We start from the raw sequence: 24,481 nt of genomic DNA, 5'->3' as shown, positions 1-24,481 counted from the left end.
GCCCTTTCGCGGTCAATCGCGCCATCCCTCCGCCACAGCCTTAGACGAGACAGAAATGACCTTCGATCTTGCCCGCTACCTTGCCCGCATCGGCCACGCCGCCGAATCCCCCTCGCCCGCAGCCCTCGCCCGGCTTCAGGCCGCCCAATTACGCACGATCGCGTTCGAGAATACCGATCCCTTCCTCGGCATCGTTCCGGATCTCGATCCCGATGCCCTGCAGGACAAGCTGATCGACCAGGGACGCGGCGGCTACTGCCTTGAACTGAATGCACTTTTCGGCCAGGCTCTGGCGGCGCTCGGCTACGTTTCTCGCCCCGTCCTCGGGCGGGTACGGATGGGCGCGGCGCAAGGTGGCCCGCGCGCGCACCTGGCCCATGTGGTGCACTTCGGCCGGCGCCGGTTCCTCGCCGACACCGGCTTCGGCGGCCCCGCGCCCGAGGCCCCGGTCGAGATCGCGCGCGCCGCCCCGGTCACCGACCGCCTCGGCCGGTTCCGCATCCGACGCGACCGGGGTGCGGGCGAATGGGTGCTGGACCGCGCGACACCCGAGGGGTGGTTCGCGCTCTACGGCTTCGACGGAGCGACCGTCACCGATGCCGACCGGATCGCCGCGAACTTCTTCTGCGCCCGCCATCCCGGCGCGCCCTTCCCAAACCACCTGATGCTGAACCGTGTCACAGGCCAGGGTCGCGTGTCGCTCTTCGACCGGCACCTTTCGACTGCGGATGGCGCGCGCGACCTTGCCGGCCCTGAGGATCTTGCCGCGGCGCTTCGCGACGATTTCGCCCTGCCCGCGGATGCGGCGCTTGCCAGCCGCCTTTGGCGCCGCCTCGATCCTCGGGCAAACGCAGCCTGACCCCTTTCAGTCTGGCCCAAATACTCCCGCCGGAGGCTCCGCCGTTTGCCCCCCCGCGCCGCTTCAGTGCAGGCGAAACTCGCCCACCACGTTGCGCCATTCGCCCGGCCCGATCAGCTTGCGGTGGCAGAAGCGCACCGAATGGAGCGGCCCCTCGATCCTTTCCTGCCAGAACTCGATGAACCGGAACAGTTCCGGATAGTCCGGCGCAAGGTCGTATTCCTGCCAGATGAACGAGTTCAGAACGTGCCGGTAATCCGGCAGCCGGTAGTAAAGTTCGGCCGTGGTCAGCCCGTATCCCTTCAGCATCAGTTCGGTTTCCGCGCCCGGTCCTTCCGCCCGCATCGCACCCTCCTCGAAAGCCTCGTTCCTTCAACATGGCAGAGACCTGGTGAATTTCAATGATAACAATGTGTTGAGACTTGGGCGCCGGGGCCCGGCCAATATCCGCCCGGCCGCCATTGCACCCCATAGATTGGATGGGATATAGTCGCGCACAACAAGATATGGCCCTCCGGGGTCCGACAATCAAAAGTGGGCGAGCATCCGTGACAGACACCCCGGAAACCCCTGAAAACGAAGGCGAAACGCCGCGCCGCATGGCCTACGACGGTCCCACCGTCGACATCGCGGAGGAGATGAAGACCGCCTATCTCGACTACGCGATGAGCGTGATCGTAAGCCGGGCGATCCCCGACCTGCGCGACGGGCTGAAACCGGTGCACCGGCGTATCCTCTACGCGATGCACGAAACCGGCAACAGCCACGACAAGCCCTACCGCAAGTCGGCGCGGCCCGTGGGCGACGTGATGGGGAAATACCACCCCCACGGCGATGCGGCGATCTATGACGCGCTGGTCAGGATGGCGCAGGATTTCTCCATGTCGCTGCCGCTTCTCGACGGGCAGGGCAACTTCGGCTCCATGGACGGCGACAACGCGGCGGCCATGCGCTACACCGAGGTGCGGATGGACAAGCCCGCCGCCGCCCTTCTGGCCGACATCGAGAAGGACACCGTCGATTTCCAGGACAACTACGACGGCAAGGACAAGGAACCGACCGTCCTTCCCGCGCGCTTTCCCAACATGCTCGTCAACGGCGCGGGCGGCATCGCCGTCGGCATGGCGACGAACATCCCGCCCCACAACCTCGGCGAGGTGGTGGACGCGACGCTGGCGCTGATCGCCAACCCCGACATCTCGACCGAGGCGCTGATGGAGATCGTGCCGGCGCCCGACTTCCCCACCGGCGGGCTGATCCTCGGCCGGTCGGGCGCGCGCAAGGCCTATCTCGAGGGGCGCGGCAGCGTCATCATCCGCGCCAAGACCCGGGTCGAGGAGATCCGCAAGGACCGCTTCGCCATCGTGCTGGACGAGATCCCCTATCAGGTCAACAAGGCCTCGATGATCGAGCGCATCGCCGAGATGGTCCGCGACAAGAAGATCGAGGGCATCGCCCATGTGCAGGACGAAAGCGACCGCGTCGGCGTGCGCGTCGTCATCGAACTGAAGCGCGACGCCACGCCCGAGGTGGTGCTGAACCAGCTTTACCGCTTCACGCCGATGCAGACCTCTTTCGGCTGCAACATGCTGGCCCTGAACGGTGGCCGCCCCGAAACCCTCGGCCTGCGCGATTTCCTTAGCCATTTCATCACCTTCCGCGAGGAAGTCGTCGCCCGCCGCACGGCGTTCGAACTGCGCAAGGCGCGTGAGCGCAGCCACATCCTCTGCGGCCTCGCCGTCGCCGTCTCGAACGTGGACGAGGTGGTGGCGACCATCCGTGCCTCGGCCGACCCGGCTGAGGCGCGCGAACGGCTGATGACGCGGCGCTGGCCGGCCGCCGACATCGCCCCCTACATCCGCCTGATCGACGATCCCACCCACAAGATGAACGAGGACGGGACCTACAACCTGTCCGAGGTGCAGGCCCGCGCGATCCTTGACCTCAGGCTGCAGCGCCTGACCGCGATGGGGGTGAAGGAGGTCACCGACGAGCTTGAGGACCTTGCCGCCAAGATCAAGGACTACCTCGAGATCCTGTCTTCGCGCGAGCGGATCATGGCGATCATCTCGACCGAACTGAACGAGGTGAAGGCGGCCTTCGCCGTTCCGCGCCGGACCGAGATCGTCGACTGGGCCGGCGATCTGGAGGACGAGGACCTGATCGAGCGGGAGGACATGGTCGTCACCATCACCTCCGGCGGCTACATCAAGCGCACGCCGCTCGCCGAATTCCGCAGCCAGCGGCGCGGCGGCAAGGGCCTTGCCAGCATGGCAACGAAGGAAGACGACGTCGTCACCACGCTTTTCGTCGCCAACACCCATACGCAGCTTCTTTTCTTCACCACCGACGGCATGGTCTACCGGCTGAAGTGCTGGCGCCTTCCCCTTGCCGGGCGCACGGCCAAGGGCAAGGCCATCATCAACATCCTGCCGATCGCGCAGGGCGTGTCGATCGCCGCGCTGATGCCCGTCGACGTGCCGGAGGAGGAATGGGAAAACCTCCAGATCTTCTTCGCCACCTCCGAGGGCGACGTGCGCCGCAACGCGCTGTCGGACTTCACCAACGTCATGCGCAACGGCAAGATCGCGATGAAGCTGCCCGAGGGCGTCAGCCTGGTGAACGCGCGCATCTGCGACGAGGCAGACGACGTGATGCTCGTCACCGCCGAAGGGCGTGCGATCCGCTTCCCGACGACCGAGGTCCGCATCTTCAAGGGCCGCGATTCGACCGGCGTGCGCGGCATCCGCCTGGGTGCTGCCGACCGCGTGGTGTCGATGTCCGTCATCCGACACTTCGAGGCCGACCCGTCCGAACGCGCGGCCTATCTGAAGCAGCGCCGCCTGATGGCCGGGGTGACCGAGGACGAGGCCGACGAGGAGGAGGAGGCCGTGGCCGAAGGCCAGCTGTCGCCCGAACGCTATGCGGAGATGTCGGCAGCCGAGGATCTGATACTGACCATCACCGCCTCGGGCCTGGGCAAGCTGTCGTCCAGCCACGATTACCCGGTGCGCGGGCGTGGCGGCCAGGGGGTCAAGGCGATCTCTGCCGGCAACCGCGGCGGCCGGCTCGTCGCCTGTTTCCCCGTCGCCGCGGATGACCAGATCATGCTTGCCACCTCCACCGGCCAGTCGATCCGCTGCCCGGTTGACGGCATCTCCTTCCGGTCCCGCTCTGCCGGCGGGGTCAAGGTCTTCGACACCGGCGCGGGCGAAGAGGTCGTCTCGGTCGCGCGCATCGCCGAACAGGGCGAGGACGAGGGTGAGGCGGCCGACGATTGATCGCCGCCCGGACAACAGGCCCCCGGCCCGCCGGCCGGGGATTTCCGTTAACCAACATCGAATTAACCAATTGAAAAGGTTATCGTTTCGTTAACGCCTGCGGCGGGTCATAACACCCCTGTCACCAGCGCCGCGCCCAAGGGCGGCCAAGATGTCAGGGGTTCCCGATGTTCCAGAGTATGCGCCACCTTTCCCTAGCTGCCGCCGCGCTGGTGATGGCCTTGCCCGCCTCGGCCCAGTCGAGCCTCGGCCTGTCACGTCTGGAGGCCGAAATCGGCATCACCGGCGACGGCTCACAAGACCTTGCCGAAGCGCGCCTCTCGGGCGACTTCCGCATCACCGGCGCGCATGGGCTACAGCTTGACCTGTCGGCCCTCGACTATCCCGGCGGCTACCTGGGCCAGATCGACGGCCACCTCTACCTGCAACCGGGAACCCGGTCGAAATACGGGCTTTTCGGATCGCTCGCCGATGTCGACGGGCGCGAGGCGACGGTCGCCTTCGCCGGGGCCGAAGGGTTGTTCGCCCTGACCAGGCGCACCACGCTCGAGACCCGCGCCGGCATAGGCTATGCCCGCCCCGGCGCGCTCGACTTCGTCGCGGCCGAGGCGCGGCTGTCGCAGGCGGTCACGCGGGCGCTTTCGGTTCACGTCGCCGCGCAAGTGGCCGAGATTCAGGAACAATCCCTCGACACCCGCGCCTGGGGGGCAGAGATCGGGCTGACCTGGCACCCCGCGCAAGGCCCCCTGGCGATCACCGCTGCGGCAGGCACGACCGGCCTTGACGGTCGCGATTCTGCCCCCGCCGACGGCTACATCCGCCTTGGCGTCAACTGGAGCTTCGGCGGCGGCAGTGACGCGCGCCGCCCCGTGGCCGAGCGCGGCTTCACCTCGCCGCGGCCCTTCGATCCCCTCCTGCGGAGAGGGCGTTTCTGATCTCTTTTTGCGCACAGAAACTGTGAACACTTCGCTAATTCTCTGCGAAAATGCGATAGTCTATGGTGCGGTCATCTGTCATCCAGGAGACGACCATGACCTCGACCCAGTCCATTGCCCTGCTCGCCGCGCGTCTTCTGATCGCGCCCATGTTCCTCATCGCCGGGATCGGCAAGTTGGGGGATGTCGCCGGCTTCACCGGCTACATGACCTCGGCCGGCGTGCCCGCCTTTCTCGCCTGGCCGGTGATCCTGTTGGAGATCCTCGGCGCCATCGCCCTCATCGCCGGCTTCCAGACGCGCCTCGCCGCCCTTGCCCTTGCCGGCTTCACCGCGCTGGCCGCGATCCTCTATCACCTGCAACCGGCCGACCAGATGCAGATGATCATGTTCTACAAGAACCTCGCCATCACCGGCGGCCTCCTGATCGTGGCGGCCCTGGGTTCGGGCCAGTATGCGCTTGATGCCCGCCGCGCCGGCGCGGCGCTGGCCTGATCCAGGACAACGACGGGAAAACCGGGGGGGCGGCTTCGGTGCCGCCCCCTTTTCGTTCGCGCCATTCTGGCGTACATCGCCGGCCATGACTGAAACGCTTCACATCATCGGCGGCGGCATGGCCGGATCAGAGGCCGCCTGGCAGGCCGCCCGCATGGGCGTGCCCGTTGTCCTCCACGAAATGCGCCCGCGCACCGGAACCTTCGCCCATCGCACCGGCCTTCTGGCCGAGATGGTCTGCTCCAACTCCTTCCGCTCCGACGATCACGAACAGAACGCCGTCGGGCTCCTGCACTGGGAAATGCGCGCAGCGGACGGCCTGATCATGTCCACGGCCGAGGCGCACCGCCTGCCCGCCGGCGGCGCCCTGGCGGTCGACCGCGACCCCTTTGCCGCCACCGTCACCGAACGCCTGCGCGCGCACCCGATGATTTCCGTTTCGGAAGAGGAAATTACCGAACTTCCTTCATCCGGGCACTGGATCATTGCCACCGGTCCCCTGACCTCCGCCGCACTCGGCGCCGCGATCCGGGCAGAGACCGGGGCCGACCAACTGGCCTTCTTCGACGCCATCGCTCCCATCGTCTACGCCGACAGCGTCGACATGTCGGTGGCCTGGATGCAATCGCGCTACGACAAGGGCGAGTCCGAGGCGGAACGCACCGCCTACATGAACTGCCCGATGACGCGCGACGAATACGAGGCCTTCATCGACGCGCTTCTCGCCGCCGAGAAGACCACCTTCCACGAGGGCGAGACAGCGGGCTACTTCGACGGCTGCCTGCCCATCGAGGTGATGGCCGAACGCGGCCGCGACACGCTCCGCTTCGGCCCGATGAAGCCGGTGGGCCTGACCAACGCGCATCGCCCCGAGGTCAAACCCTACGCCGTGGTGCAACTGCGCCGCGACAACGCGCTTGGCACGCTCTTCAACATCGTGGGCTTCCAGACCAAGATGAAGTACGGCGCGCAAACCGATGTTTTCCGAATGATTCCTGGCTTGCAAAACGCCAGCTTCGCGCGCCTGGGCGGGATTCACCGCAACACCTTCATCAACTCCCCCACGCTGCTTGACGACCGCATGAGGCTGAAGTCGCGCCCGCACATCCGCTTTGCCGGCCAGATCACGGGGGTCGAGGGCTATGTCGAAAGCGCGGCGATGGGGCTTCTGGCCGGGCGGATGGCGGCGGCCGCGATCCTCGGCCGCGACCTGCCGCCCCCCGGCCCCGAGACGGCGATGGGCGCGCTTGTCCACCACATCACCGGCGGGGCCGAGGCGAAGACCTTCCAGCCGATGAACGTGAACTTCGGTCTCTTTCCGCCCATCGACGCGAAAGGCGGCCGCAAGGGCCGCAAGGACCGCTACCGTGCCTACACCGACCGCGGAAAAGCCGTTTTCCGGGAATGGCTTGGCGGCCAGGGTTGATGCGCACGCGCTTCGCCCCCTCGCCCACCGGCCCGCTGCATCTTGGCCATGCCTATTCCGCGATCCTGGCCCATGACATGGCGCGCGCGGCGGGCGGCACCTTTCTTCTCCGGATGGAAAACACCGATCTCGAACGCTGCAAGCCCGAGTGGGAGGCGCTGATCGTCGAGGATCTGGCCTGGCTCGGCCTGACCTGGGACGGGGATATCCTGCGCCAGTCTGATCGGATCGGCAGTTACAACGCGCGGCTTGAACCCCTTGCAGAGCAAGGGGTTCTATACCCCTGCTCGTGCACGCGCGGCGATATCCGCGCGGCGCTGTCCGCCCCTCAGGAGGGCGTGCCCCACGCGGTCTACCCCGGCACCTGCCGCGGCCGGCCCATGGAAAGCCGCCGGCCCGGCGACGCGCTGCGCCTTGATCTTCAGCGCGCGCTCGACGCCCTGCGCGGCCACGACCTGTCCTTCAGCGAAACCGGCCCGGCGCATCCCGGCCGCCACCGGGTCGACCGCGAGGCGGCTCTGCGGACAATCGGCGACGTGGTCCTGTCGCGCAAGGGCGAGGATATCGTGGCCTATTTCCTCGCCTCCGCCTTCGACGACGCCGACCAGGCCATCAGCCATGTGATCCGGGGAGAGGATCTTTTCGACTTCACGCCGATCCAGGTGATCCTGCAGCATCTTTTCGGCCTGCCCACGCCGGTCTATCACCACCACCGCCTGATCCGCGACGAGACCGGCAAGCGGCTCGCCAAGCGCGACGACGCCCGCGCGATCCGTCGCTTTCGCGAGGACGGCGCCAGCCCGGCCGACATCCGCCGGATGGTGGGCCTTCCCTGACCCTGCCCTTTCAGTCTGGCCCAAATACTCCCGCCGGAGGCTCCCGCCCTCGCCGTCACGCCTCGGGTTGCAGGATTTCCACCTCGGCCCCGTCCCTCAGCGCGCTGTAGAAGCACGACCGGCGGTTGGTGTGGCAGGCGGGGCCGGTCTGCTCGACCAGCACCAGAAGGCAATCGCGGTCGCAGTCGACCCGCATCTCGACCAGGCGCTGGACGTGGCCGGAGCTTTCGCCCTTCACCCAGTACGCCCGGCGCGAGCGCGACCAATAGGTGACGCGCCCGGTGGCGAGCGTCTGCGCCACCGCCCCGGCGTTCATCCAGGCCATCATCAGCACCTCGCCCGTCGCATGGTCCTGTGCGATGGCGGGGATCAGGCCACGGTCGTCATAACGCAGGGTCGCGGGATCGAAGGCCATGGCTCACCTTTGCAAACGGACTGGGTTCCCCTATCTATGGCCCTATCTAGGACACGGCCGCGCCGGGGGAAAGACATGAGCGACAGCGATCTGATCAAGCTTTATTCGCACCGTATCCTCGCGCTGGCGGCCGATATTCCCCATCTGGGCCGGCTGACGAACCCCACCGCCACGGCGCGCCGCCGCTCTCCGCTCTGCGGCTCCACCGTCACCGTCGACCTGAAGGTGGAGGACGGCCGTATCGTCGATTACGCGCAGGACGTGAAGGCCTGCGCGCTCGGGCAAGCGTCGGCCGCCGTCGTCGGCGGGGCGATCCTGGGGCGCAGCCGTGCCGAGGTTGAGCGGGCGCGGGACGAGTTGCGGGCGATGCTGAAGGACAACGGCCCGGTGCCCTCTGCCCCCTTTGACGGGCTCGAGGTGTTGCTGCCCGCGCGCGACTACAAGAATCGCCACGCCTCGATCCTGCTCACGCTTGAGGCCGCGGCAGAAGCCTTTGCCAGCGCCGAGGCCGCCGCACAGGAAAGCCGCGCATAAAAAAGCCGCCGCGCGTCGGTCGACGGCGGCGGCAGGCAGCGATCTTTCCGATGGTCCCGGCAAGGGCGGCGGCGCGTCTTGGGGGGACGGGCCGCACCGGACAGGCAGTCTGGCGCCGGGGATGGGCGCCACCGGGTGGAAAACCGCGAGGCAGTTCAGAAAAGGCCGGGCAGGTGCAGGCCCACGATCAGCATGACGACCAGCGACATCAGGCCTGCGGCGTCCTGCGCCAGCGTGCCGGAAGACCGGACCAGAACGGATTTCAGATCGAATTTCATCGGAACCTCCACCTGAGTTGCTTATTTGTTCTCATATCGTTCATGGTTTGTAAAGAACTATGTGAGAACATCCGCGAACGAAAGGTGAAGATCAGCCGACGCTGATCAGGCGGATGGCGCGGTCCTGTTCCATCAGCCACAGCAGCACGCGCGCCGCCTGCCCGCGCGGGCCGGTCAGGTCCGGGTCCTCGGCCAAAAGCCGGCGGGCGTCGGTCTGTGCGATCGCCATCAGACCTGCCTGCCGCTCCAGGTCGACGATACGAAAGCGTGGCAGGCCCGATTGCGCGGTGCCGATCACGTCGCCCGCGCCGCGCATCGCCAGATCCTCCTCGGCGATGCGGAACCCGTCCTCGGTCTCGCGCAGGATCGACAGGCGCCGTTCGGCCGGGTCCGACAGGGGCGGCTGATACATCAAGAGGCAGGTCGACTCGGCCTCGCCCCGCCCGACGCGGCCGCGCAACTGGTGCAGTTGCGCGAGGCCGAAGATTTCTGCCCGTTCGATCACCATGATCGAGGCTTCGGGGACGTTGACCCCTACCTCGATCACCGTGGTCGCGACCAGGACGCGCGTCTGCCCGGCGACGAAGGCCGCCATCGCCGCGTCCTTCTCGGCCGGCGGCATCTGGCCGTGGACCAGGCCCACCACCCCCTCGCCCAGGGCCGCGCGCAGCATGCGGAAGCGTTCCTCGGCCGCAGTCAGGTCGACGAGTTCGCTCTCCTCCACCAGCGGGCAGACCCAGTAGGCGCGCCGCCCCTCCTTCAGGGCGCGGCGCAGGTGACCCACCACCTCGTCGATGCGCTGGGTGGAGACGAGCGCCGTCTTCACCGGCTTGCGTCCCGCCGGTTTCTCGTCCAGCACCGAAACGTCCATGTCGCCGTACTGCGCCAGGCTGAGTGAGCGCGGGATGGGCGTCGCGGTCATCACAAGCACGTCCGCCGCCTGCCCCTTGCCGCCCAGTTCCATCCGCTGCGCCACGCCGAAGCGGTGCTGTTCGTCGATGATCGCCAGGCGCAGGTCGTGGAACGCCACGTCCTTCTGGAAGACCGCGTGGGTGCCGACCAGGACGCCGATGCGCCCCTCCGCCAGATCGGAAAGCTTCGCCGCGCGCTCCGCCCCGCGGTCGCGGCCGGTCAGGATCTCCAGCCGTACGCCCGCGCTTTCCGCCAGCGGGCGCAGCCCCTCGAGGTGCTGGCGGGCGAGGATCTCGGTCGGGGCCATCATCACGCCCTGACCGCCCGCCTCGACCGCGTTCAGAAGCGCGAGGAACGCGACCAGCGTCTTGCCCGATCCGACGTCGCCCTGCAAAAGCCGGTTCATCCGCGTGGCGGCGGCCATGTCGGCCACGATTTCGGCCACAGCGCGGTCCTGCGCCGCCGTCGGCCGGTAGGGCAGTGCAGAGAGCACCTTCTGGCGCAGCCGGCCGTCGCCCCGGCTTTCCCGGCCCTTGCCACGGCGGAGCGAGGCGCGGGCGAGCGCCAGCGTCAGCTGATGGGCGAAGAGTTCGTCATAGGCGAGCCGCTGGCGCGCGGGGGCGTTCGGCGACAGGTCGGCGGTCGCGGAGGGCCGGTGCACCGCGCGCAGGGCCGCGGCCCAGCCGGGCCAGCCCTCGCGCGCGACAAGCTGCGGATCGGCCCATTCCGCAAGCTCCGGCAGCCGCTCCAGCGCGCCCTCCGCCGCCTTCTGCATCAGCTTCTGCGTGATGCCCGCGGTCAGCGGATAGAGCGGCTCGAAGCTGGGCAGGTCGCCCGCCTCCTCCGGCCTCAGGATGTGGTCGGGGTGGACGATCTGGGCGATGCCGTCGAAGATCTCCAGCTTGCCCGACACCACCCGGCGCTGGCCGGTTGGCAGGTGGCGCGAGAGAAAATCGCCGCGGGCGTGGAAGAACACCAGCTGGAACTCGGTCTTCGCATCGCGGACGAAGACGCGCGTCGGCCCGCCCTTGCGGCGCGCGGGCACATGGGCGCCGACGGTCACCTCCACCGTCACCGTCGCGGGCGGCGCGATGCCGGCGATGGTCGCGCGGAGCGCCCGGTCCACCCCGGAATGCGGCAGGGTCAGGAGGATGTCGCGAGGGCGCGTGATCTCGATCTGGCCGAGGCTCTTTGCCGTCTTCGCACCGACGCCGGGGAGCGTCTCGATCCCCGCGAAGAGCGGAAAGAGGATCGCCGGCCGGCTCATCCGCCGATGAGCCTCAGCCAGGCATCCTCGTCGATGATCTCCACCCCCAGCCGCTCCGCCTCCTTCGCCTTCGACCCCGCGCCGGGGCCTGCGACCACCAGATCGGTCCGGGCCGAGACCGACCCCGCGACCTTGGCCCCCAGCGCCTCGGCCCGCGCCTTGGCCTCGGCCCGGGTCATCTTTTCGAGCGTGCCGGTGAAGACCACGGTCTTGCCGGCGACGGGGCTTTCCACCGGCCCGCGCCGCACTGCGGGCTGGATGTCGAGCCGCGCCGCGAGCCGGTCGATCGAGGCGCGCTCCGCCTCCTGGTGGAAGGCGTTGACGAGAGAGGCCGCCATCACCGCGCCGACCCCGTCGATCGACAGAAGGTCGTCCCACTCCGGCCCCGCCCCGATGCGGGCGGAGGAAACCGCCGTCTCGAACGCCTCCCATGTCCCGAAATGGGTGGCGAGCAGGCCCGCGGCACTTTCGCCGACGTGGCGGATCCCGAGCGCGAAGATCACCCGGCGCAACTCGATCTTTCTTCTGTCTTCAATGGCCTGGAACAGGTTCTTCACCGATTTCTCGCCAAAGCCGTCGCGGTTCTTCAGCTTCGTGAGGTTCGCCGCGTCGCGTTCGGCCAGCGTGAAGATGTCGGCCGGTTCCCGGATCGGCAGCGAGGGGTCGCGGAAGAACATCTCGATCTGTTTCGCGCCCAAGCCCTCGATGTCGAAGGCCCCGCGCGAGACGAAGTGCTTCAGCTTCTCGACCGCCTGTGCGGGGCAGATCATGCCGCCGGTGCAACGGCGGACCGAGTCGCCCTCCTCGCGCAGGGCCTCGGATCCGCATTCTGGGCAGCGGGTCGGGAAGTCGTAGGGCTGCGCGCCCTCCGGCCGCTTCGCCAGGTCCACGTCGGCGACCTTGGGGATCACGTCGCCCGCGCGGTAGACCTGCACCCAGTCGCCGACGCGGATATCCTTGCCGTCGCGGATGGGCGCGCCGCGCGAATCGCGGCCGGCGATGTAATCCTCGTTGTGAAGGGTCGCGTTCGAGACGACGACGCCCCCCACTGTCACCGGCAAAAGCCGCGCGACCGGGGAAAGCGCGCCGGTGCGGCCGACCTGGATGTCGATCGCCTCGAGCCGCGTCCAGGCCAGTTCGGCGGGAAACTTGTGCGCGATGGCCCAGCGGGGCGTGGTCGAGCGGAAACCAAGGCGCGCCTGAAGCGCGAGGTCGTCGACCTTGTAGACGACGCCGTCGATGTCGTAGCCGAGCGTGGCGCGCAGCGCCTCGATCTCTCGGTAGGCGGCGCGAAGGGCGTCCGGCCCGTCACAGCGCCGCGTCAGCGGGTTGGTCTGGAACCCCAGGGCCGACAGGCGGCCGACCGCGCCCATCTGGGTCTCGGCAAGCGAGGCGCTGCACTCGCCCCAGGAATAGGCGAAGAAACGGAGCGGACGCGCGGCGGTGATCGTCGCGTCAAGCTGGCGCAGGCTGCCGGCCGCGGCGTTGCGGGGGTTGGCAAAGACCTTGTCGCCCGCCTCCGCCTGCCGTTCGTTCAAGGCCGCGAAATCGGCATGCCCCATGTAGACCTCGCCGCGCACCTCCAGCACTTCGGGCGCGCCCGCTATGTCCTGCGGGATGTCGGCGATGGTGCGGGCGTTCGCGGTCACGTTCTCGCCGGTCTCGCCATCGCCGCGGGTGGCGGCCTGCACCAGGCGCCCGCCCTCGTAGCGGAGCGAGAGCGACAGCCCGTCGATCTTGGGCTCGGCGGTGTAGATCAGCGCCGCGTCGGGGTTCAGGTTCAGGTACTTGCGGATGCGGTCGTCGAAGTCGCGCACCTCCTCGTCCTCGAAGGCGTTCTCGAGGCTGAGCATCCGCACCCGGTGGCGCACCTTGGCGAAGGTGTCCGACGGCGCCGCCCCCACCTCGGCCGTCGGGCTGCCCGCGGCGGCGAGATCGGGAAAGCGCGCCTCGATCGCGGCGAGACGGCGCTTGAGCGCGTCATACTCGGCGTCGGAAATCTCGGGCGCGTCCTCGGTATGGTAGGCGCGGTTGGCGCGCGCGACCCGTGCGGCCAGCCGCGGCCATTCCGCCCTGGCCTCCTCGGCCGAGAGAGCCTCTACCGGCCTGCCGTCGCGCCCCGCTTCTCCGCCTGCCGCCACCATCACCCGTCCCCGGAAACCCTGGTTCGAGTGTTAGGCGGCGCGGCGTCCGAGGTCCAGAGGGTGCCGCCCCTCAGGCGCCGATGGCCACGCGCCGCTCGCCCGCCTGCGGCTCGCGCAGGACGTAGCCGCGGCCCCAGACCGTCTCGATGTAGCTTTCGCCGCCCGTCGCCTCGGCCAGCTTCTTCCTCAGCTTGCAGATGAAGACGTCGATGATCTTCAGTTCCGGTTCATCCATGCCGCCGTAAAGGTGGTTGAGGAACATCTCCTTCGTCAGGGTGGTGCCCTTCCGAAGGCTCAGAAGCTCCAGCATCTGGTATTCCTTGCCGGTCAGGTGCACCGCCTTGCCCTCCACCTCGACCGTCTTGGCATCGAGGTTGACGGAGACCTTGCCGGTGCGGATGACCGACTGCGCGTGGCCCTTGGAGCGGCGGATGATCGCGTGGATGCGCGCCACCAGTTCCTCGCGGTGGAAGGGCTTGGTCATGTAGTCGTCGGCGCCCGAGCCGAAGCCGCGGATCTTGTTTTCGGTGTCGTCCGCGCCGGACAGGATCAGGATCGGCGTGTCCACCTTGGCCATCCGCAACTGGCGCAGCACGTCATGGCCGTTCATGTCCGGCAGGTTGAGGTCGAGAAGGATCAGGTCGTAGTCATAGAGCTTTGCCAGATCCACCCCCTCCTCGCCCAGGTCGGTGCAGTAGACGTTGAGGTTGGCGTGCGTCAGCATCAGTTCGATGCTGCGCGAGGTGGTCGGGTCGTCCTCCACCAACAGGATTCTCATCTGACGATCTCCGCGTTAAACCCCCGGTTACCCGCACCCTTGCCCAGAATGGTTAATCAGGCGTTACCGTATCGGGGAAATCGCCGCGGACAACCTAAACTTGTCGGAACTTCTGGATCTGCGTGACCTTGAGCGCCTTTACGCCGTGCCGCGCGACCGCCTCGAACCAGAGGTCAAGCTCCTCCTCCGAGAGCGCGTAGCGTTCGATCGCCTCCTCGCGCGAGATCAGGCCCGCGGCCAGGGCCTTGATCACCTGCGCCTTGCGGCTGGCGACCCAGCGCCGCGTGTCCGCCGGCGGCAGATCCGCCCTGGTCATGACGCTTCCGTCCGGCAGGGTCACGGCGCGCGGCCCCTTCACCTTCTTCAGGTACATCCCGTACCCCCTTTCTTTCACCACCGCGGGCAGGATCGCGGATCGCGCTTAAGGGACGGTGAAACCCGGCCTTGCGAGTATGTCGCATTTTCGCTATTCCAGCCCCTCGCCCCGGAGACGTGACATGCCGCTCGACGCGCCCCTCAATTCGCTCGGCCTGCCGAAGCCCCCCGCCCAGACGCGGGTCGTCGTCGCCATGTCGGGCGGCGTGGACAGCTCGGTCGTCGCCGCGATGCTGAAGGACGAGGGCTACGACGTGGTCGGCGTGACGCTCCAGCTTTACGACCACGGCGCGGCGCTGGCGAAAAAGGGCGCCTGCTGCGCCGGGCAGGACATCCACGATGCCCGCCGCGTCGCCGAGGCGATGGGGTTCCCGCACTACGTGCTCGACTACGAGAACATCTTTCGCGACGCCGTGATCGAGGAGTTCGCCGACGCCTACCTGGCGGGTGCCACGCCCGTGCCCTGCATCCGCTGCAACGAACGGGTGAAGTTCAAGGACCTGCTGGCGACCGCGCGCGACCTTGACGCCGACTGCATGGCGACGGGGCACTACATCCGGCGCAAGATGGGTGCGGCCGGGCCGGAACTGCACTGCGCCGCCGATCCGGCGCGCGACCAGAGCTATTTCCTGTTTTCGACCACGCCCGAGCAACTGGCCTTCCTGCGCTTTCCGCTCGGCGGCCTCGCCTCCAAGGCCGAGACCCGCGCGCTGGCCGCGAAATACGGGCTGAGCGTGGCCGACAAGCCCGACAGCCAGGACATCTGCTTTGTCCCCAACGGCAACTACGCCGCCGTGATCGAGAAGTTGCGCCCCGGCGCGGCCGACCCCGGAGAGATCGTGGACATGGACGGCAATGTCCTTGGCCAGCATCGGGGCGTGATCCACTACACCATCGGCCAGCGGCGCGGGATCGGCATCGGCGGGCTAGGCGATCCGCTCTACGTGGTCCGCCTCGACCCCGACACGCGCCGCGTGATCGTCGGCCCGAAAGAGGCGCTGGCCACCCGCATCATCCCGGTGCGGGAGATCAACTGGCTGGGCGACGGTGCCTTCGATGGTGCCCGCGAACACCATGTCTCGGTCAAGGTGCGCTCCACCCGCCCGCCGCGCCCGGCGATCCTGCGTCCCACGGGGCCGACGCAGGCGGAGGTCGATCTGCTCGACCCCGAAACCGGGGTCAGCCCCGGCCAGGCCTGCGTCTTCTACGAGACCGGCGGCAGCCGCATCCTCGGCGGCGGCTGGATCTACCGCGACGCCGCACGCGGCTGACCGCCCCGCGCGGGTCGCGGCGTTACGCTCACCAAGGCGCACGATTGCGCGATGCACGCGGTCGTGCACGGCGCGCGAGCGGATTCCGGCTTAGTCTGCCTCATCTGTCGAGGAGGCCGGAATGACACATGAGATCAACAGACGTGCGATGCTGAAGGGTTCCGCGACGGCGCTGGTCGTTGCGCCGGCAGGCATGGCAGCGAGTGTGAGCGGGGCAAGCGCCAAAGTCGTGGCAGGTCAGGACGGGTTCGCCTATGAGGTGACACGGACTGACGCGGAATGGCGCGCGATGCTGGACGCGGACACCTACGCCGTGCTCCGCCACGGCGCCACGGAGGAGCCGAAGTCGCACCCGAACTGGAACGAGGCGCGGGACGGCTCCTATGTGTGCCGAGGCTGCGACCTGCCGCTTTATGAATCGTCCTGGAAGGTCGAGGTCGACAAGGGCTGGGCCTTCTTCCGCCATTCGGTGCCGAACGCCGTCCTGACCGACATCGACTGGCCGCAGGAGGCGGGGATGAACCCCGATTACGGGCGCATGACGGTGGTCGAGGTGCATTGCCGGCGCTGCGGCAGCCATCTGGGACATATAGTCCGCATCGACGCGCAGGTGCTGCACTGCATCAACGGCACCAGCCTGAGCTTCGAGCCGCGGGCGGCCTGACCCTCAGCCGCGGGCTATCGCCGCGAGCACCGAGCGCGCCGCACGCAGTCCCGGGGCCTCGCCGCCGCGGCCGAGACGATCCATGCTGAGCGCCATCGCATCCTCTTGCGCCGCCCGCGCCGCCGGGTCGCGCAGAAGCCGCAGGACCGCCGCCGCCAGGGGCGCGGGCTGGCAGACCTCGCCCAGGAACTCCGGCACCGCGCGAGTCCCGGAGACGAGGTTGACGAGCGTCACGGTGTCGTGGCGCACGATCCGGCGCAGGATGAAGCGGGTCAGCGGGTTGAAGTCATAGCCGATCACCATCGGCACGGCGTTGGCCGCAAGTTCCAGGCTGACGGTGCCGGAGGCGGCAAGCGCCGCGTCGGCGGCGGCGAAGGCCGCGGCCTTTTCCGCGCTGTCGACGACGACCGGCCGGGTGGACCAGCCCGCCGCCATCTCGCGCACCTGCCCGGCGACGCCACGCACCGTGGGGATCACCACGGCGAGCCCCGGCAGGTCGCGCGCGATCAGGTCCAGCGCCGCCCCGAAGCGCGGGCCGAGGCGCGCGACCTCGCCCCGCCGTGATCCGGGCAGGCAGAGGACAAGAGGCGCGTCGGGCGCAATGCCGTGGCGGGCGCGGAAGGCTGCGGCCTCGGCCGTGGTGGCCAGCGGCACCGTCGTCACCGGGTGGCCGACGAAATCGCAGGTCATGCCGGCAGCCGTCATGTAGGGCGGCTCGAACGGCAGGAGTGCCAGTACATGGTCGATGACCTCTGCCATCTTTACCGCCCGCCCAGGCCGCCAGGCCCAGACCGAGGGCGCGACATAGTGGATGGTCCTGAGGCCAGCCAGGCCCGCCCGCGCGGCGCGCGCCACCCGCAGGCCGAAATCGGGGCTGTCGATGGTGACAAGCGCGTCGGGCTTCCCGGCAACAACCGCCTCCGCCGTCTCGGCGATGCGCCGCTTGAGGTGGCGGTACTTCGGCAGCACCTCCATCAGCCCCATGACCGACAGTTCCTCCATCGGGAAGCGGCTTTGCAGGCCCTCGGCCTCCATCAGCGGCCCGCCGATCCCCTCGAACGCGATGCCGGGCGCCAGCGTCTTCAGCCCCGCCATCAGCGCTGCGCCGAGCGCGTCGCCCGACGCCTCGCCCGCGATCAGGAAGACCCTCACGCCCCGCCCCCCGCCGGGCGAACCCAGAGGAACATGCCCTGCGCATCGAGCGTGCGCACGACCTCGGGCAGGTCGAGGACCATGACGCCCCCGGCCTCGATCACGATGCCGGCAAGCCCTGCGGCCCCGGCCATGCGCGCGGTGTCCGGCCCGATCACCGGCAGGTCGACGCGGCGATCCTGCGCGGGCTTCGGCGCCTTGAAGAGAAGGCCGCGCCGCGCGCCCGGCGCCGGTGCAAGTGTCGCGAGCATCGCGTCGGTGCCCTCTGGCCCCTCGCTGGCGACGATCGTGCCCCCCGCGACGACACAGGTCTGGCCGGTGTCAGTGCGCCCCATCTCGGCCACCGCCGCCTCGCCCAGAAGCGCCTCGGAACGCGCGCCGGCGCCGGGCGCGGCGCGCGTCGGCACCCCTTCGGCGGGCAGGAGATCGGGCGCGATCTCGTGCGCGGCGGCGACGGCAAAGCCGTGTTCCTCGAAGATGGCGAGGAAGGTGCGCAGCGTCGCGTCGTCGCCCGGCCGCATCGCGGCAAGGATGCGCGGCACCAGTTGCGCTGTGCGGGGGTCGAACAGGTCGGGTTCGATCTTCGGCCGCCGCACCGCGCCGGCAAAACAGACGCGCGTCACGCCCTCGTCGTGCAGGCGGTCCATGAAGGGGACCAGACGCTCAAGCCGGAACGCCGCGACCGGAACGCCGGGAAGGTCGGGCTCGAACCCCTGAAGCGCCGCGACGGTGCAAGGCTCCCCGCGCGCGGAAAGGGTCGCCAGAAGCAGGCCCGGCAGCGCGCCCTGCCCGGCGATGAGCGCGGTCCGCGTCATCTGGGCGTCAGGAACGACCGGTCCGAGGGGCCGAGGATGAAGTCCAGCACCTCGCGCACCTGCGCGGTCGCGTCCGCCGCCTCGGCTGCCTGCCGCGCGCTTTCGCGGAAGTTGCCGTCGGAAAGCGCGTGAAAGAGGTCGCGCAGCGCGCCGATCTCTCCCCGGTCCAGCCCGCGCCGCTTCAGCCCGACAAGGTTCAGCCCGTCGAGCGTGCCGCGCGGCCCCTGCACCAGGCCGTAGGGAATGACATCGGCCGTCACCATCGTCACCGCGCCGATCATCGCGCCACGGCCGATGCGCACGAACTGGTGAACGCCCGAAAGCCCGCCGACGATCACGTCGTCCTCGATCACGCAGTGGCCGGCCAGCGCCGCGTTGTTGACCAGGATCACCCGGTTGCCGATGCGGCAGTCATGCGCGACATGGGCGCCCGCCATGATCAGGCAGTCGTCGCCCACCTGCGTCAGCCCGCCTCCGCCCTCGGTCCCGGTGTTGACGGTCACATGCTCCCGGATGCGGTTGCGCGCGCCGATGACAAGGCGGCTTTTCTCGCCCCGGAACTTCAGGTCCTGCGGCACCTCGCCCAGCGTGGCGAAGGGGAAGACGGTCGTCTCCTCGCCCACCTCGGTATCGCCGGTGACGACGGCATGGCTTTTCAGGACAACGCCGCGCGCCAGCCGGACCTCGGCCCCGATCAGGCAGAAGGGGCCGATCCGGCAGTCGGGCCCGATCTCTGCCCCCGGCTCGACATGGGCCGAGGGGTGGACCTCTGCGCTGGGGTGGATCGCCATGGTCAGTCCCTGAGATCCATCATCGCGGCGATGTCGGCCTCGCAGGCCAGTTCGCGGCCCACCTTCGCCTCGCCGTGGAATTTCCAGATCTTGCCGCCGCCACGCTTCACGGTCATGTGAAGCTCCAGCACGTCGCCCGGCACCACCTTGCGGCGGAACTTGCAGGCGTCGATCGAGAGGAAATAGGTCAGGAGATCGCGCCCCACCACATCCATCGAGATGCCGACCAGCACCGCCGCCGCCTGCGCCATCGCCTCGACGATGGTGACGCCGGGCATGATCGGCGCCTGCGGGAAATGGCCCTGGAAATGCGGCTCGTTGAAGGTGACGTTCTTGATGCCGACGCAGCCTTCGTTGACGCGGATATCCACGACCTTGTCGATCAGGAGGAACGGATAGCGGTGCGGAATGATCCGCTGGATCAGGTGGATATCGGCTTCGGTAACGGGTGCGTCGGTCATCATTCGTCCTTGCGCGCGGGGCATTCCCTGCCTCTGGCCTTGCTAGCAACTCGCACCCCGGGGCGCAAGCGCCGCTCAGTTCTCCGCCGGCGGAAGCGCGGGGCGTTGCCCGGCCCCGAGGGCTGCGTCGATGCGGGCGATGGCGATGTCGGTGATGTCGATCGCTTCGGCTGCGATCAGGACCGAGCGGCGGTCAAGGATCGCCACGGCGCCAGGCGTCTCGCCCAGAAGCTGTCGCAGCACCGGCACCGCGGTGGCCAGGAACGCCTGCTGCTCTGCCTCGCCCAGCCGCGCGATGTCGCGCGCCTTGGTGTCCTGGCTGCGGCGGATGTCGACCACCTTGGCGTCGAAGGCATCGGCAAGGGCGCGGAATTCCTCGGCCGGCAGCGTCTTGCGCTTTTCGGTCAGGGCCTGTTCCTCGGCCGAAAGCGCGGCCTCGATCCGGCGGTTTTCGGCCGAGAGAGCGTTCGAATCCGCCTCGATCTCCGCCACCACGCGCTTGCCCCAGAGCGACCCCTCGAACAGGCGTTCCTGGTCGAGGACAAGGACCGAAGGCGCCAGCGGGCGCGGACCCGTCGTCACCTCCTGCGCACAGACCGGGGCGGCCAGCGCCGCCGCAACCGACAGGGCGGCCAGCCAGGCACGCATCAGAACTGCGTGGAGACGGTCAGATCGAAGGTCTGCTCGCGGTCGTAGTCTTCCTTCTTCAGCGCGTGCGAGAAGTTGAACCGCAAGGGGCCGAGCACGGACTGCCAGAAGACCGACACGCCGACGACCGCGCGCAGGTGCAGGTCGTCGTCGACCGTAAGCCCGCCCGCGCCCACCGTGTTGTCAAGCCCCCAGACCGAGCCCACGTCGGCGAAAAGACCGCCGGTGACGCCGTATTCGGTGGGCAGGCCCAGCGGAAATTCCGCCTCGACCCGCGCGACGGCAAAGTAGTTGCCGCCAAGCGCGTCGTCGTTGACCGCGTTGATGTCGCGCGGGCCGATCCCGTTCGGCTCGAACCCGCGGATCTTGCCGTTGCCGGAGAAGCGGTCGAGAATGCGGGTGTCGCCGTTGAAGCGGTGCACGACGCCGCCCTCGACCTCGGCCCGGAGCGTCACCTCCTCGCGCATGATCTTGCGCTGGTAGGAGCCGAGCGCCGAGGTCGTGATCTGTTCGACATCGCCGCCGAGTCCGGCGAAATCCTGATTGAACCGCACCAGCAGTCCGCGCGTCGGATCGAGCCCGCCGATCCGCGTGTCGTAGCTGAGCGTGTAGCCGAGCGCGCTCGTGATCTCCTTGCCTTCCTCGGCCAGGAGGATCGGGGAGGAATTGGCCGGGGTGTCGCCGCCGACGTCGCTCAACTCGTCGCTGGAAATCTTGTAGCGCACCTCGAGCCGGGTGAACTCGTTCAGCGGGAATTCCAGCGACGGCTGGATGCCGATGCGTTCGGAGCTGTAGTCCGAATTGTCGTTGTCGGTGGTCGTGTAATAGGCGTTGAAGCGGAACTTCAGGTCACGGTCGAGGATCGCCGGCTCGATGAAGGTGATCGAGCTGTTCTGGTTGTCGGTCCCGACGTTGATGTTGACGCTGACGAACTGGCCGCGACCGAGGAAGTTCGCCTCGGACAGGCCGATGTTGAAGCCGACGCCGTTCGAGACCGAATAGCTGGCGCCGAAGTTGAGCGACCCGGTCGGCTTTTCCTCGACGTTGACGTCGACGATGACCTGGTCGGGGCCGGTGCCGGGGTTGGCGTTCACGTCGGCGTTGGCGAAGAAGCCGAGCGCGCGGATGCGTTCGGCCGCATCGCGGATCTCGCGCGCGTTCAGCGGGTCGCCCTCGACGGTGCGGAACTGGCGGCGCACCACCTGGTCGAGCGTGGTGGCGTTGCCCTCGATGTCGATGCGCTCGACGAAGATGCGCGGCCCCTTGGTCAGCACGAAGGCGACGTCGAGCGTCCCCTCGCGTTCGTTGCGGGTGATGCGCGGCTCTACCCGGAGGAAGTCGAGCCCGTCACGCAGCGCGATCGCCTCCATCTTGGTGATGGTGGTGTCGATGGCCAGCGGCGAATAGGCCGCGCCGTCGCGGATCTTCACCACCTCGGCGTATTCGGCGGCATCCACGCCCTCATACTCGCTCACCGTGGTGATGGAGCCGAAGCGGAACTGCTGACCTTCGCGGACGTTGAAGGTAAGGAAGAAGCCGTCCCGCTCGCGCGAGTATTCGGAGGCGACGGACAGCACCTGGAAATTGACGTAGCCGCGCGAGTTGTAGAAGTCCTTCAGCAGCTGCTTGTCGAACTCGGTACGGTCAGCGATGAAGGAATCGCGCTGGACGATGCGGCGGAAGATGCCGGCCTGCTTGGTTTCCAGAACGCGCCGCAGGCGGCGGTCGGAAAACGCCTCGTTGCCGGTGAAGGACAGCCGCTCGATCTCGGTGACGCCGCCTTCGCGGATCTCGAAGACAAGGTCGACGCGGTTGCCGTCGCGGCGGATGATGCGCGGCTCGACCCGCGCGGCAAGGCGCCCCTGATCGGCATAGGCCTTGGCGATGGCGGCGGCGTCCGATTCGGCCTGGGCGGGCGAGAAGACGCGGCGCGACTGCGACTTGATCAACCCGGCCAGTTCCTCGTCCTCAAGGCGCCGGTTGCCTTCGAAGTTGACGATGTTGATCGTCGGATTCTCGACCACGCGGATGATCAGCGTGTTGCCCGAGGGGACAAGCTCCACCGTCTCGAACAGCCCGGATTGCGAGATGCGCTGATAGGCGTCGTTGAGCTGGGCCGCGCTGACGGCTGATCCTTGGGCGATTCCCGCGAATTTCAGGATCGTCGCGGCCTCGACACGTTCGTTGCCCTCGACGTTCACGCTCGAGAAGGAATAATCCTGCGCCTGCACTGACAGCGGAAGTGATGAGAATACCAGCGAAAATGCCACTGCGGCCGGCACAAGGCCCGCACGAACCAACCCGCCCCTGCCGCCATTTCCGCGCCGCCGGTCCATCCGCCGTCCCCCTGTCGATCACTGGTCTGAAGCCTTGAGGAGTCACTAACCCCTTTGGCGCACCTTGTCAAAAGGCGCGGCACGGCTTGCTGCCGCCTGCGGTGGCGGGGTGTGCGTCTGTGGCCAAAAGGCGCGGCGCGGCTCCTTGCGGGGCCGCGCCGTGCGTCACCTGCCAGGCACCGGAGAACCGGCGCGGTCAGTTCATGAAATAGTCTGCCGGAAGCCGCAGCACCGACGCCTCGGTCGCGAGGATCGAGGCGAGCGCCAGCCCCGCGACGATCACGAGAGGCACGATCACCCGATCGAACCCCAGATCGTAGAGGAGCGAGAGACTGCGGAAACCGTTGTGAATCATCTGCATCAGAGCCTGCCCTTGGCTTTTCGGATCACCCCGTGATTCAACCCGGAAAATACGGCAACAATACGGCGTCCAGGCGCCGTTTCCGCAAGGTCAGCGCGGTCATGCCGGTCAGGGGCAGAAGATGTCGTTGGACAGGCCGAAGAGCATCAGCGACAGCACGACGACAAGCCCCGCCGTCATCGCCATGTTCATGACCCGGTCCGACGGCGCCTTGCCACGCGCCCATTCATAGGCGTGAAAGATCAGGTGCCCGCCGTCTAGCACCGGAATCGGCAGCAGGTTCAGAAATCCGATCGCCACCGAAAGCGAGGCGACGAGGCCGATGAAATAGGCCCAGCCCTGGCTTGCCGCCGCGCCGGCCGCCTGCGCGATGCCGATCGCGCCGGAGATCGAGCAGCTGGAGATCGCCCCGCCAAGGATCGCGGCCAGGCTTCCGATCGTGCCGAGGATCGAATCGTAGGTCGCGCGCACGCCGAGCGACACCACCTCCCACGGCGTCGCGCTCCGCGCCTCGGGCTCGAAGGCGACGTCGCCGTAGATGCCGATCTGCCAGTTCATCTCGAAATCGCCCGCCTCGGTCTGGACCGGGCGTTCGCGCGGCGTCAGCGTCGTCTCGAAGATCTCGCCCGCGCGCCAGACCGTGAGCGCCAGCGGCGCGCCCTGGCTGCCGATGGCGCGCGCCCGGATCTCCTCGAACCGCTGGATCCCGGTTCCGTCCACGCTCAGGATCACGTCGCCGCCCTGCAGGCCCGCGTCCATCGCCGCACTTTTCGGGGCGATGCCGGAGATCAGCGGCGGAAAGGCCTGCGGTCCGGTCACCTCGATCGTGGCGCCGTCCCGGATCACGCCGTAGCGCACGACCGGCGTGGCCGGCAGCGCCTCGGCGGCATCCACGAAGTCCTCATAGGTTTCGACCGGCACCCCCTCGACCGAAACGATGCGGTCGCCGGGTGCCAGCGTCACCCCCTCGACCGGCAGCGGCTTCAGGCTGGCGACGACGGGGCTGCCGTCGGCGATGCCCTGCACCAGCACGAAGCCCGAGAAGATGACGGAGGCGAGGATGAAGTTGAAGAACGGCCCCGCAAAGACCGTGGCCGCGCGCGCCCAGAGCGGCGCGCCGTGCATCGTGTGCCGCCGCTCGCGGTCGGAAAGCCGCGCCATCGTGGCGTCGTCTGCCCCGGCCGAGGCCGCGTTCGCATCGCCAAGGAACTTGACGTAGCCGCCCAGCGGAAAGGCCGCGACCTGCCAGCGGGTGCCGCGCCGGTCCACGCGAGAGGCAATCACGGGGCCGAAGCCGAGAGAGAACACCTCGGCGTGGATGCCCGACCAGCGGCCGACGATGTAGTGGCCGAACTCGTGCACCGTCACGATGATCGACAGCGCGGCGATGAAGGCCGCGAAGTAGAAGACCGGGCCGCTCAGGGTTTCCATCAAGGTGACCATGCCGT

At 68.3% G+C, this 24,481-nt stretch carries 24 protein-coding genes; 9 read left to right on the top strand and 15 right to left on the bottom strand.

Annotated elements, in window-relative coordinates:
* Positions 1-55 precede the first annotated feature (55 nt).
* Positions 56-859, top strand: coding sequence for an arylamine N-acetyltransferase family protein (locus N5I32_RS04400; RefSeq protein ID WP_261494178.1), 804 nt, complete (start codon positions 56-58; stop codon positions 857-859).
* A gap of 63 nt (positions 860-922) precedes the next feature.
* Here N5I32_RS04400 and N5I32_RS04395 read toward each other — a convergent pair whose 3' ends face one another.
* Positions 923-1,204, bottom strand: a complete 282-nt coding sequence (locus tag N5I32_RS04395; RefSeq protein ID WP_261494177.1) for an usg protein — start codon at positions 1,202-1,204, stop codon at positions 923-925.
* A 203-nt stretch (positions 1,205-1,407) separates the two neighbouring features.
* Between N5I32_RS04395 and gyrA the strand changes: the two genes are divergently transcribed.
* From gyrA to gluQRS, 5 genes are all read left to right on the top strand, one after another.
* Positions 1,408-4,140, top strand: coding sequence for a DNA gyrase subunit A (gyrA, locus tag N5I32_RS04390; RefSeq protein WP_261494176.1), 2,733 nt, complete (start codon positions 1,408-1,410; stop codon positions 4,138-4,140).
* Positions 4,141-4,307: 167 nt separating this feature from the next.
* The gene (locus N5I32_RS04385) at positions 4,308-5,075 is read left to right on the top strand and encodes a hypothetical protein (protein WP_261494175.1); all 768 of its coding nucleotides are present in this window, start codon (positions 4,308-4,310) and stop codon (positions 5,073-5,075) included.
* A 95-nt stretch (positions 5,076-5,170) separates the two neighbouring features.
* Positions 5,171-5,569 carry a DoxX family protein gene (locus N5I32_RS04380; RefSeq protein ID WP_261494174.1) on the top strand — a complete coding sequence of 133 codons (399 nt, stop codon included), beginning with the start codon at positions 5,171-5,173 and terminating at the stop codon, positions 5,567-5,569.
* A gap of 85 nt (positions 5,570-5,654) precedes the next feature.
* Positions 5,655-6,995, top strand: coding sequence for a methylenetetrahydrofolate--tRNA-(uracil(54)-C(5))-methyltransferase (FADH(2)-oxidizing) TrmFO (trmFO, locus tag N5I32_RS04375; protein WP_261494173.1), 1,341 nt, complete (start codon positions 5,655-5,657; stop codon positions 6,993-6,995).
* Positions 6,995-7,831 (top strand): tRNA glutamyl-Q(34) synthetase GluQRS, encoded by an 837-nt coding sequence (gene gluQRS / locus N5I32_RS04370; RefSeq protein WP_261494172.1) that lies wholly within the window; start codon positions 6,995-6,997, stop codon positions 7,829-7,831. Before trmFO ends, gluQRS begins: the two co-directional genes overlap by 1 nt.
* 55 nt (positions 7,832-7,886) lie before the next feature.
* On the opposite strand, the gene hisI is transcribed toward gluQRS, so the two are convergent.
* The gene (gene hisI, locus N5I32_RS04365; protein ID WP_261494171.1) at positions 7,887-8,246 is read right to left on the bottom strand and encodes a phosphoribosyl-AMP cyclohydrolase; all 360 of its coding nucleotides are present in this window, start codon (positions 8,244-8,246) and stop codon (positions 7,887-7,889) included.
* 75 nt (positions 8,247-8,321) lie between these two features.
* Between hisI and N5I32_RS04360 the strand changes: the two genes are divergently transcribed.
* Positions 8,322-8,780: an iron-sulfur cluster assembly scaffold protein gene (locus tag N5I32_RS04360; RefSeq protein WP_261494170.1), complete on the top strand. Its 459-nt coding sequence runs from the start codon at positions 8,322-8,324 to the stop codon at positions 8,778-8,780.
* Between the two features lie 155 nt (positions 8,781-8,935).
* Here the strand turns inward: N5I32_RS04360 and N5I32_RS04355 are convergent, their stop codons facing one another.
* The 5 genes from N5I32_RS04355 to sciP form a co-directional block, all read right to left on the bottom strand.
* Complete coding sequence (locus tag N5I32_RS04355; RefSeq protein ID WP_261494169.1) at positions 8,936-9,058, bottom strand: hypothetical protein; 123 nt, start codon at positions 9,056-9,058, stop codon at positions 8,936-8,938.
* A gap of 91 nt (positions 9,059-9,149) precedes the next feature.
* Positions 9,150-11,237 carry an ATP-dependent DNA helicase RecG gene (recG, locus tag N5I32_RS04350; RefSeq protein WP_261494168.1) on the bottom strand — a complete coding sequence of 696 codons (2,088 nt, stop codon included), beginning with the start codon at positions 11,235-11,237 and terminating at the stop codon, positions 9,150-9,152.
* Complete coding sequence (ligA, locus tag N5I32_RS04345) at positions 11,234-13,381, bottom strand: NAD-dependent DNA ligase LigA (RefSeq protein WP_261494167.1); 2,148 nt, start codon at positions 13,379-13,381, stop codon at positions 11,234-11,236. The genes recG and ligA overlap by 4 nt, the downstream gene beginning before the upstream one ends.
* A 70-nt stretch (positions 13,382-13,451) precedes the next feature.
* On the bottom strand, positions 13,452-14,159 hold the full coding sequence (ctrA, locus tag N5I32_RS04340) for a response regulator transcription factor CtrA (RefSeq protein ID WP_261494166.1): 708 nt from the start codon (positions 14,157-14,159) through the stop codon (positions 13,452-13,454).
* A gap of 94 nt (positions 14,160-14,253) precedes the next feature.
* Positions 14,254-14,532 carry a CtrA inhibitor SciP gene (gene sciP, locus N5I32_RS04335; protein ID WP_261494165.1) on the bottom strand — a complete coding sequence of 93 codons (279 nt, stop codon included), beginning with the start codon at positions 14,530-14,532 and terminating at the stop codon, positions 14,254-14,256.
* A 124-nt stretch (positions 14,533-14,656) separates the two neighbouring features.
* Here sciP and mnmA point away from each other — a divergent pair, with 124 nt between their 5' ends.
* Entirely contained in the window at positions 14,657-15,805 is a 1,149-nt protein-coding gene (mnmA, locus tag N5I32_RS04330) for a tRNA 2-thiouridine(34) synthase MnmA (protein WP_261494164.1), read from the top strand.
* Positions 15,806-15,926: 121 nt separating this feature from the next.
* Positions 15,927-16,469: a peptide-methionine (R)-S-oxide reductase gene (locus N5I32_RS04325; RefSeq protein WP_261494163.1), complete on the top strand. Its 543-nt coding sequence runs from the start codon at positions 15,927-15,929 to the stop codon at positions 16,467-16,469.
* Positions 16,470-16,472: 3 nt separating this feature from the next.
* Here the strand turns inward: N5I32_RS04325 and lpxB are convergent, their stop codons facing one another.
* The 8 genes from lpxB to rseP form a co-directional block, all read right to left on the bottom strand.
* Entirely contained in the window at positions 16,473-17,621 is a 1,149-nt protein-coding gene (lpxB, locus tag N5I32_RS04320) for a lipid-A-disaccharide synthase (RefSeq protein WP_261494162.1), read from the bottom strand.
* Positions 17,618-18,436 (bottom strand): LpxI family protein, encoded by an 819-nt coding sequence (locus N5I32_RS04315; protein WP_261494161.1) that lies wholly within the window; start codon positions 18,434-18,436, stop codon positions 17,618-17,620. The genes lpxB and N5I32_RS04315 overlap by 4 nt, the downstream gene beginning before the upstream one ends.
* Positions 18,433-19,227 carry an acyl-ACP--UDP-N-acetylglucosamine O-acyltransferase gene (gene lpxA, locus N5I32_RS04310; RefSeq protein ID WP_261494160.1) on the bottom strand — a complete coding sequence of 265 codons (795 nt, stop codon included), beginning with the start codon at positions 19,225-19,227 and terminating at the stop codon, positions 18,433-18,435. The genes N5I32_RS04315 and lpxA overlap by 4 nt, the downstream gene beginning before the upstream one ends.
* A gap of 2 nt (positions 19,228-19,229) precedes the next feature.
* Positions 19,230-19,691 carry a 3-hydroxyacyl-ACP dehydratase FabZ gene (gene fabZ, locus N5I32_RS04305; protein ID WP_439648174.1) on the bottom strand — a complete coding sequence of 154 codons (462 nt, stop codon included), beginning with the start codon at positions 19,689-19,691 and terminating at the stop codon, positions 19,230-19,232.
* A 72-nt stretch (positions 19,692-19,763) separates the two neighbouring features.
* Complete coding sequence (locus N5I32_RS04300; RefSeq protein WP_261494158.1) at positions 19,764-20,336, bottom strand: OmpH/Skp family outer membrane protein; 573 nt, start codon at positions 20,334-20,336, stop codon at positions 19,764-19,766.
* Complete coding sequence (bamA, locus tag N5I32_RS04295) at positions 20,336-22,672, bottom strand: outer membrane protein assembly factor BamA (RefSeq protein WP_261494157.1); 2,337 nt, start codon at positions 22,670-22,672, stop codon at positions 20,336-20,338. Before bamA ends, N5I32_RS04300 begins: the two co-directional genes overlap by 1 nt.
* 196 nt (positions 22,673-22,868) lie before the next feature.
* On the bottom strand, positions 22,869-23,033 hold the full coding sequence (locus N5I32_RS04290) for a hypothetical protein (RefSeq protein WP_261494156.1): 165 nt from the start codon (positions 23,031-23,033) through the stop codon (positions 22,869-22,871).
* 108 nt (positions 23,034-23,141) lie between these two features.
* Positions 23,142-24,476 (bottom strand): RIP metalloprotease RseP, encoded by a 1,335-nt coding sequence (gene rseP, locus N5I32_RS04285; protein ID WP_261494155.1) that lies wholly within the window; start codon positions 24,474-24,476, stop codon positions 23,142-23,144.
* Between the last annotated feature and the right edge of the window lie 5 nt (positions 24,477-24,481).

Origin of the sequence: Albidovulum sediminis (assembly GCF_025380365.1) — a bacterium.
Lineage (GTDB): Bacteria > Pseudomonadota > Alphaproteobacteria > Rhodobacterales > Rhodobacteraceae > Albidovulum > Albidovulum sediminis.
Note: the sequence above shows the minus strand (reverse complement) of the source record. Positions and strands in the feature narration are given on the sequence as shown.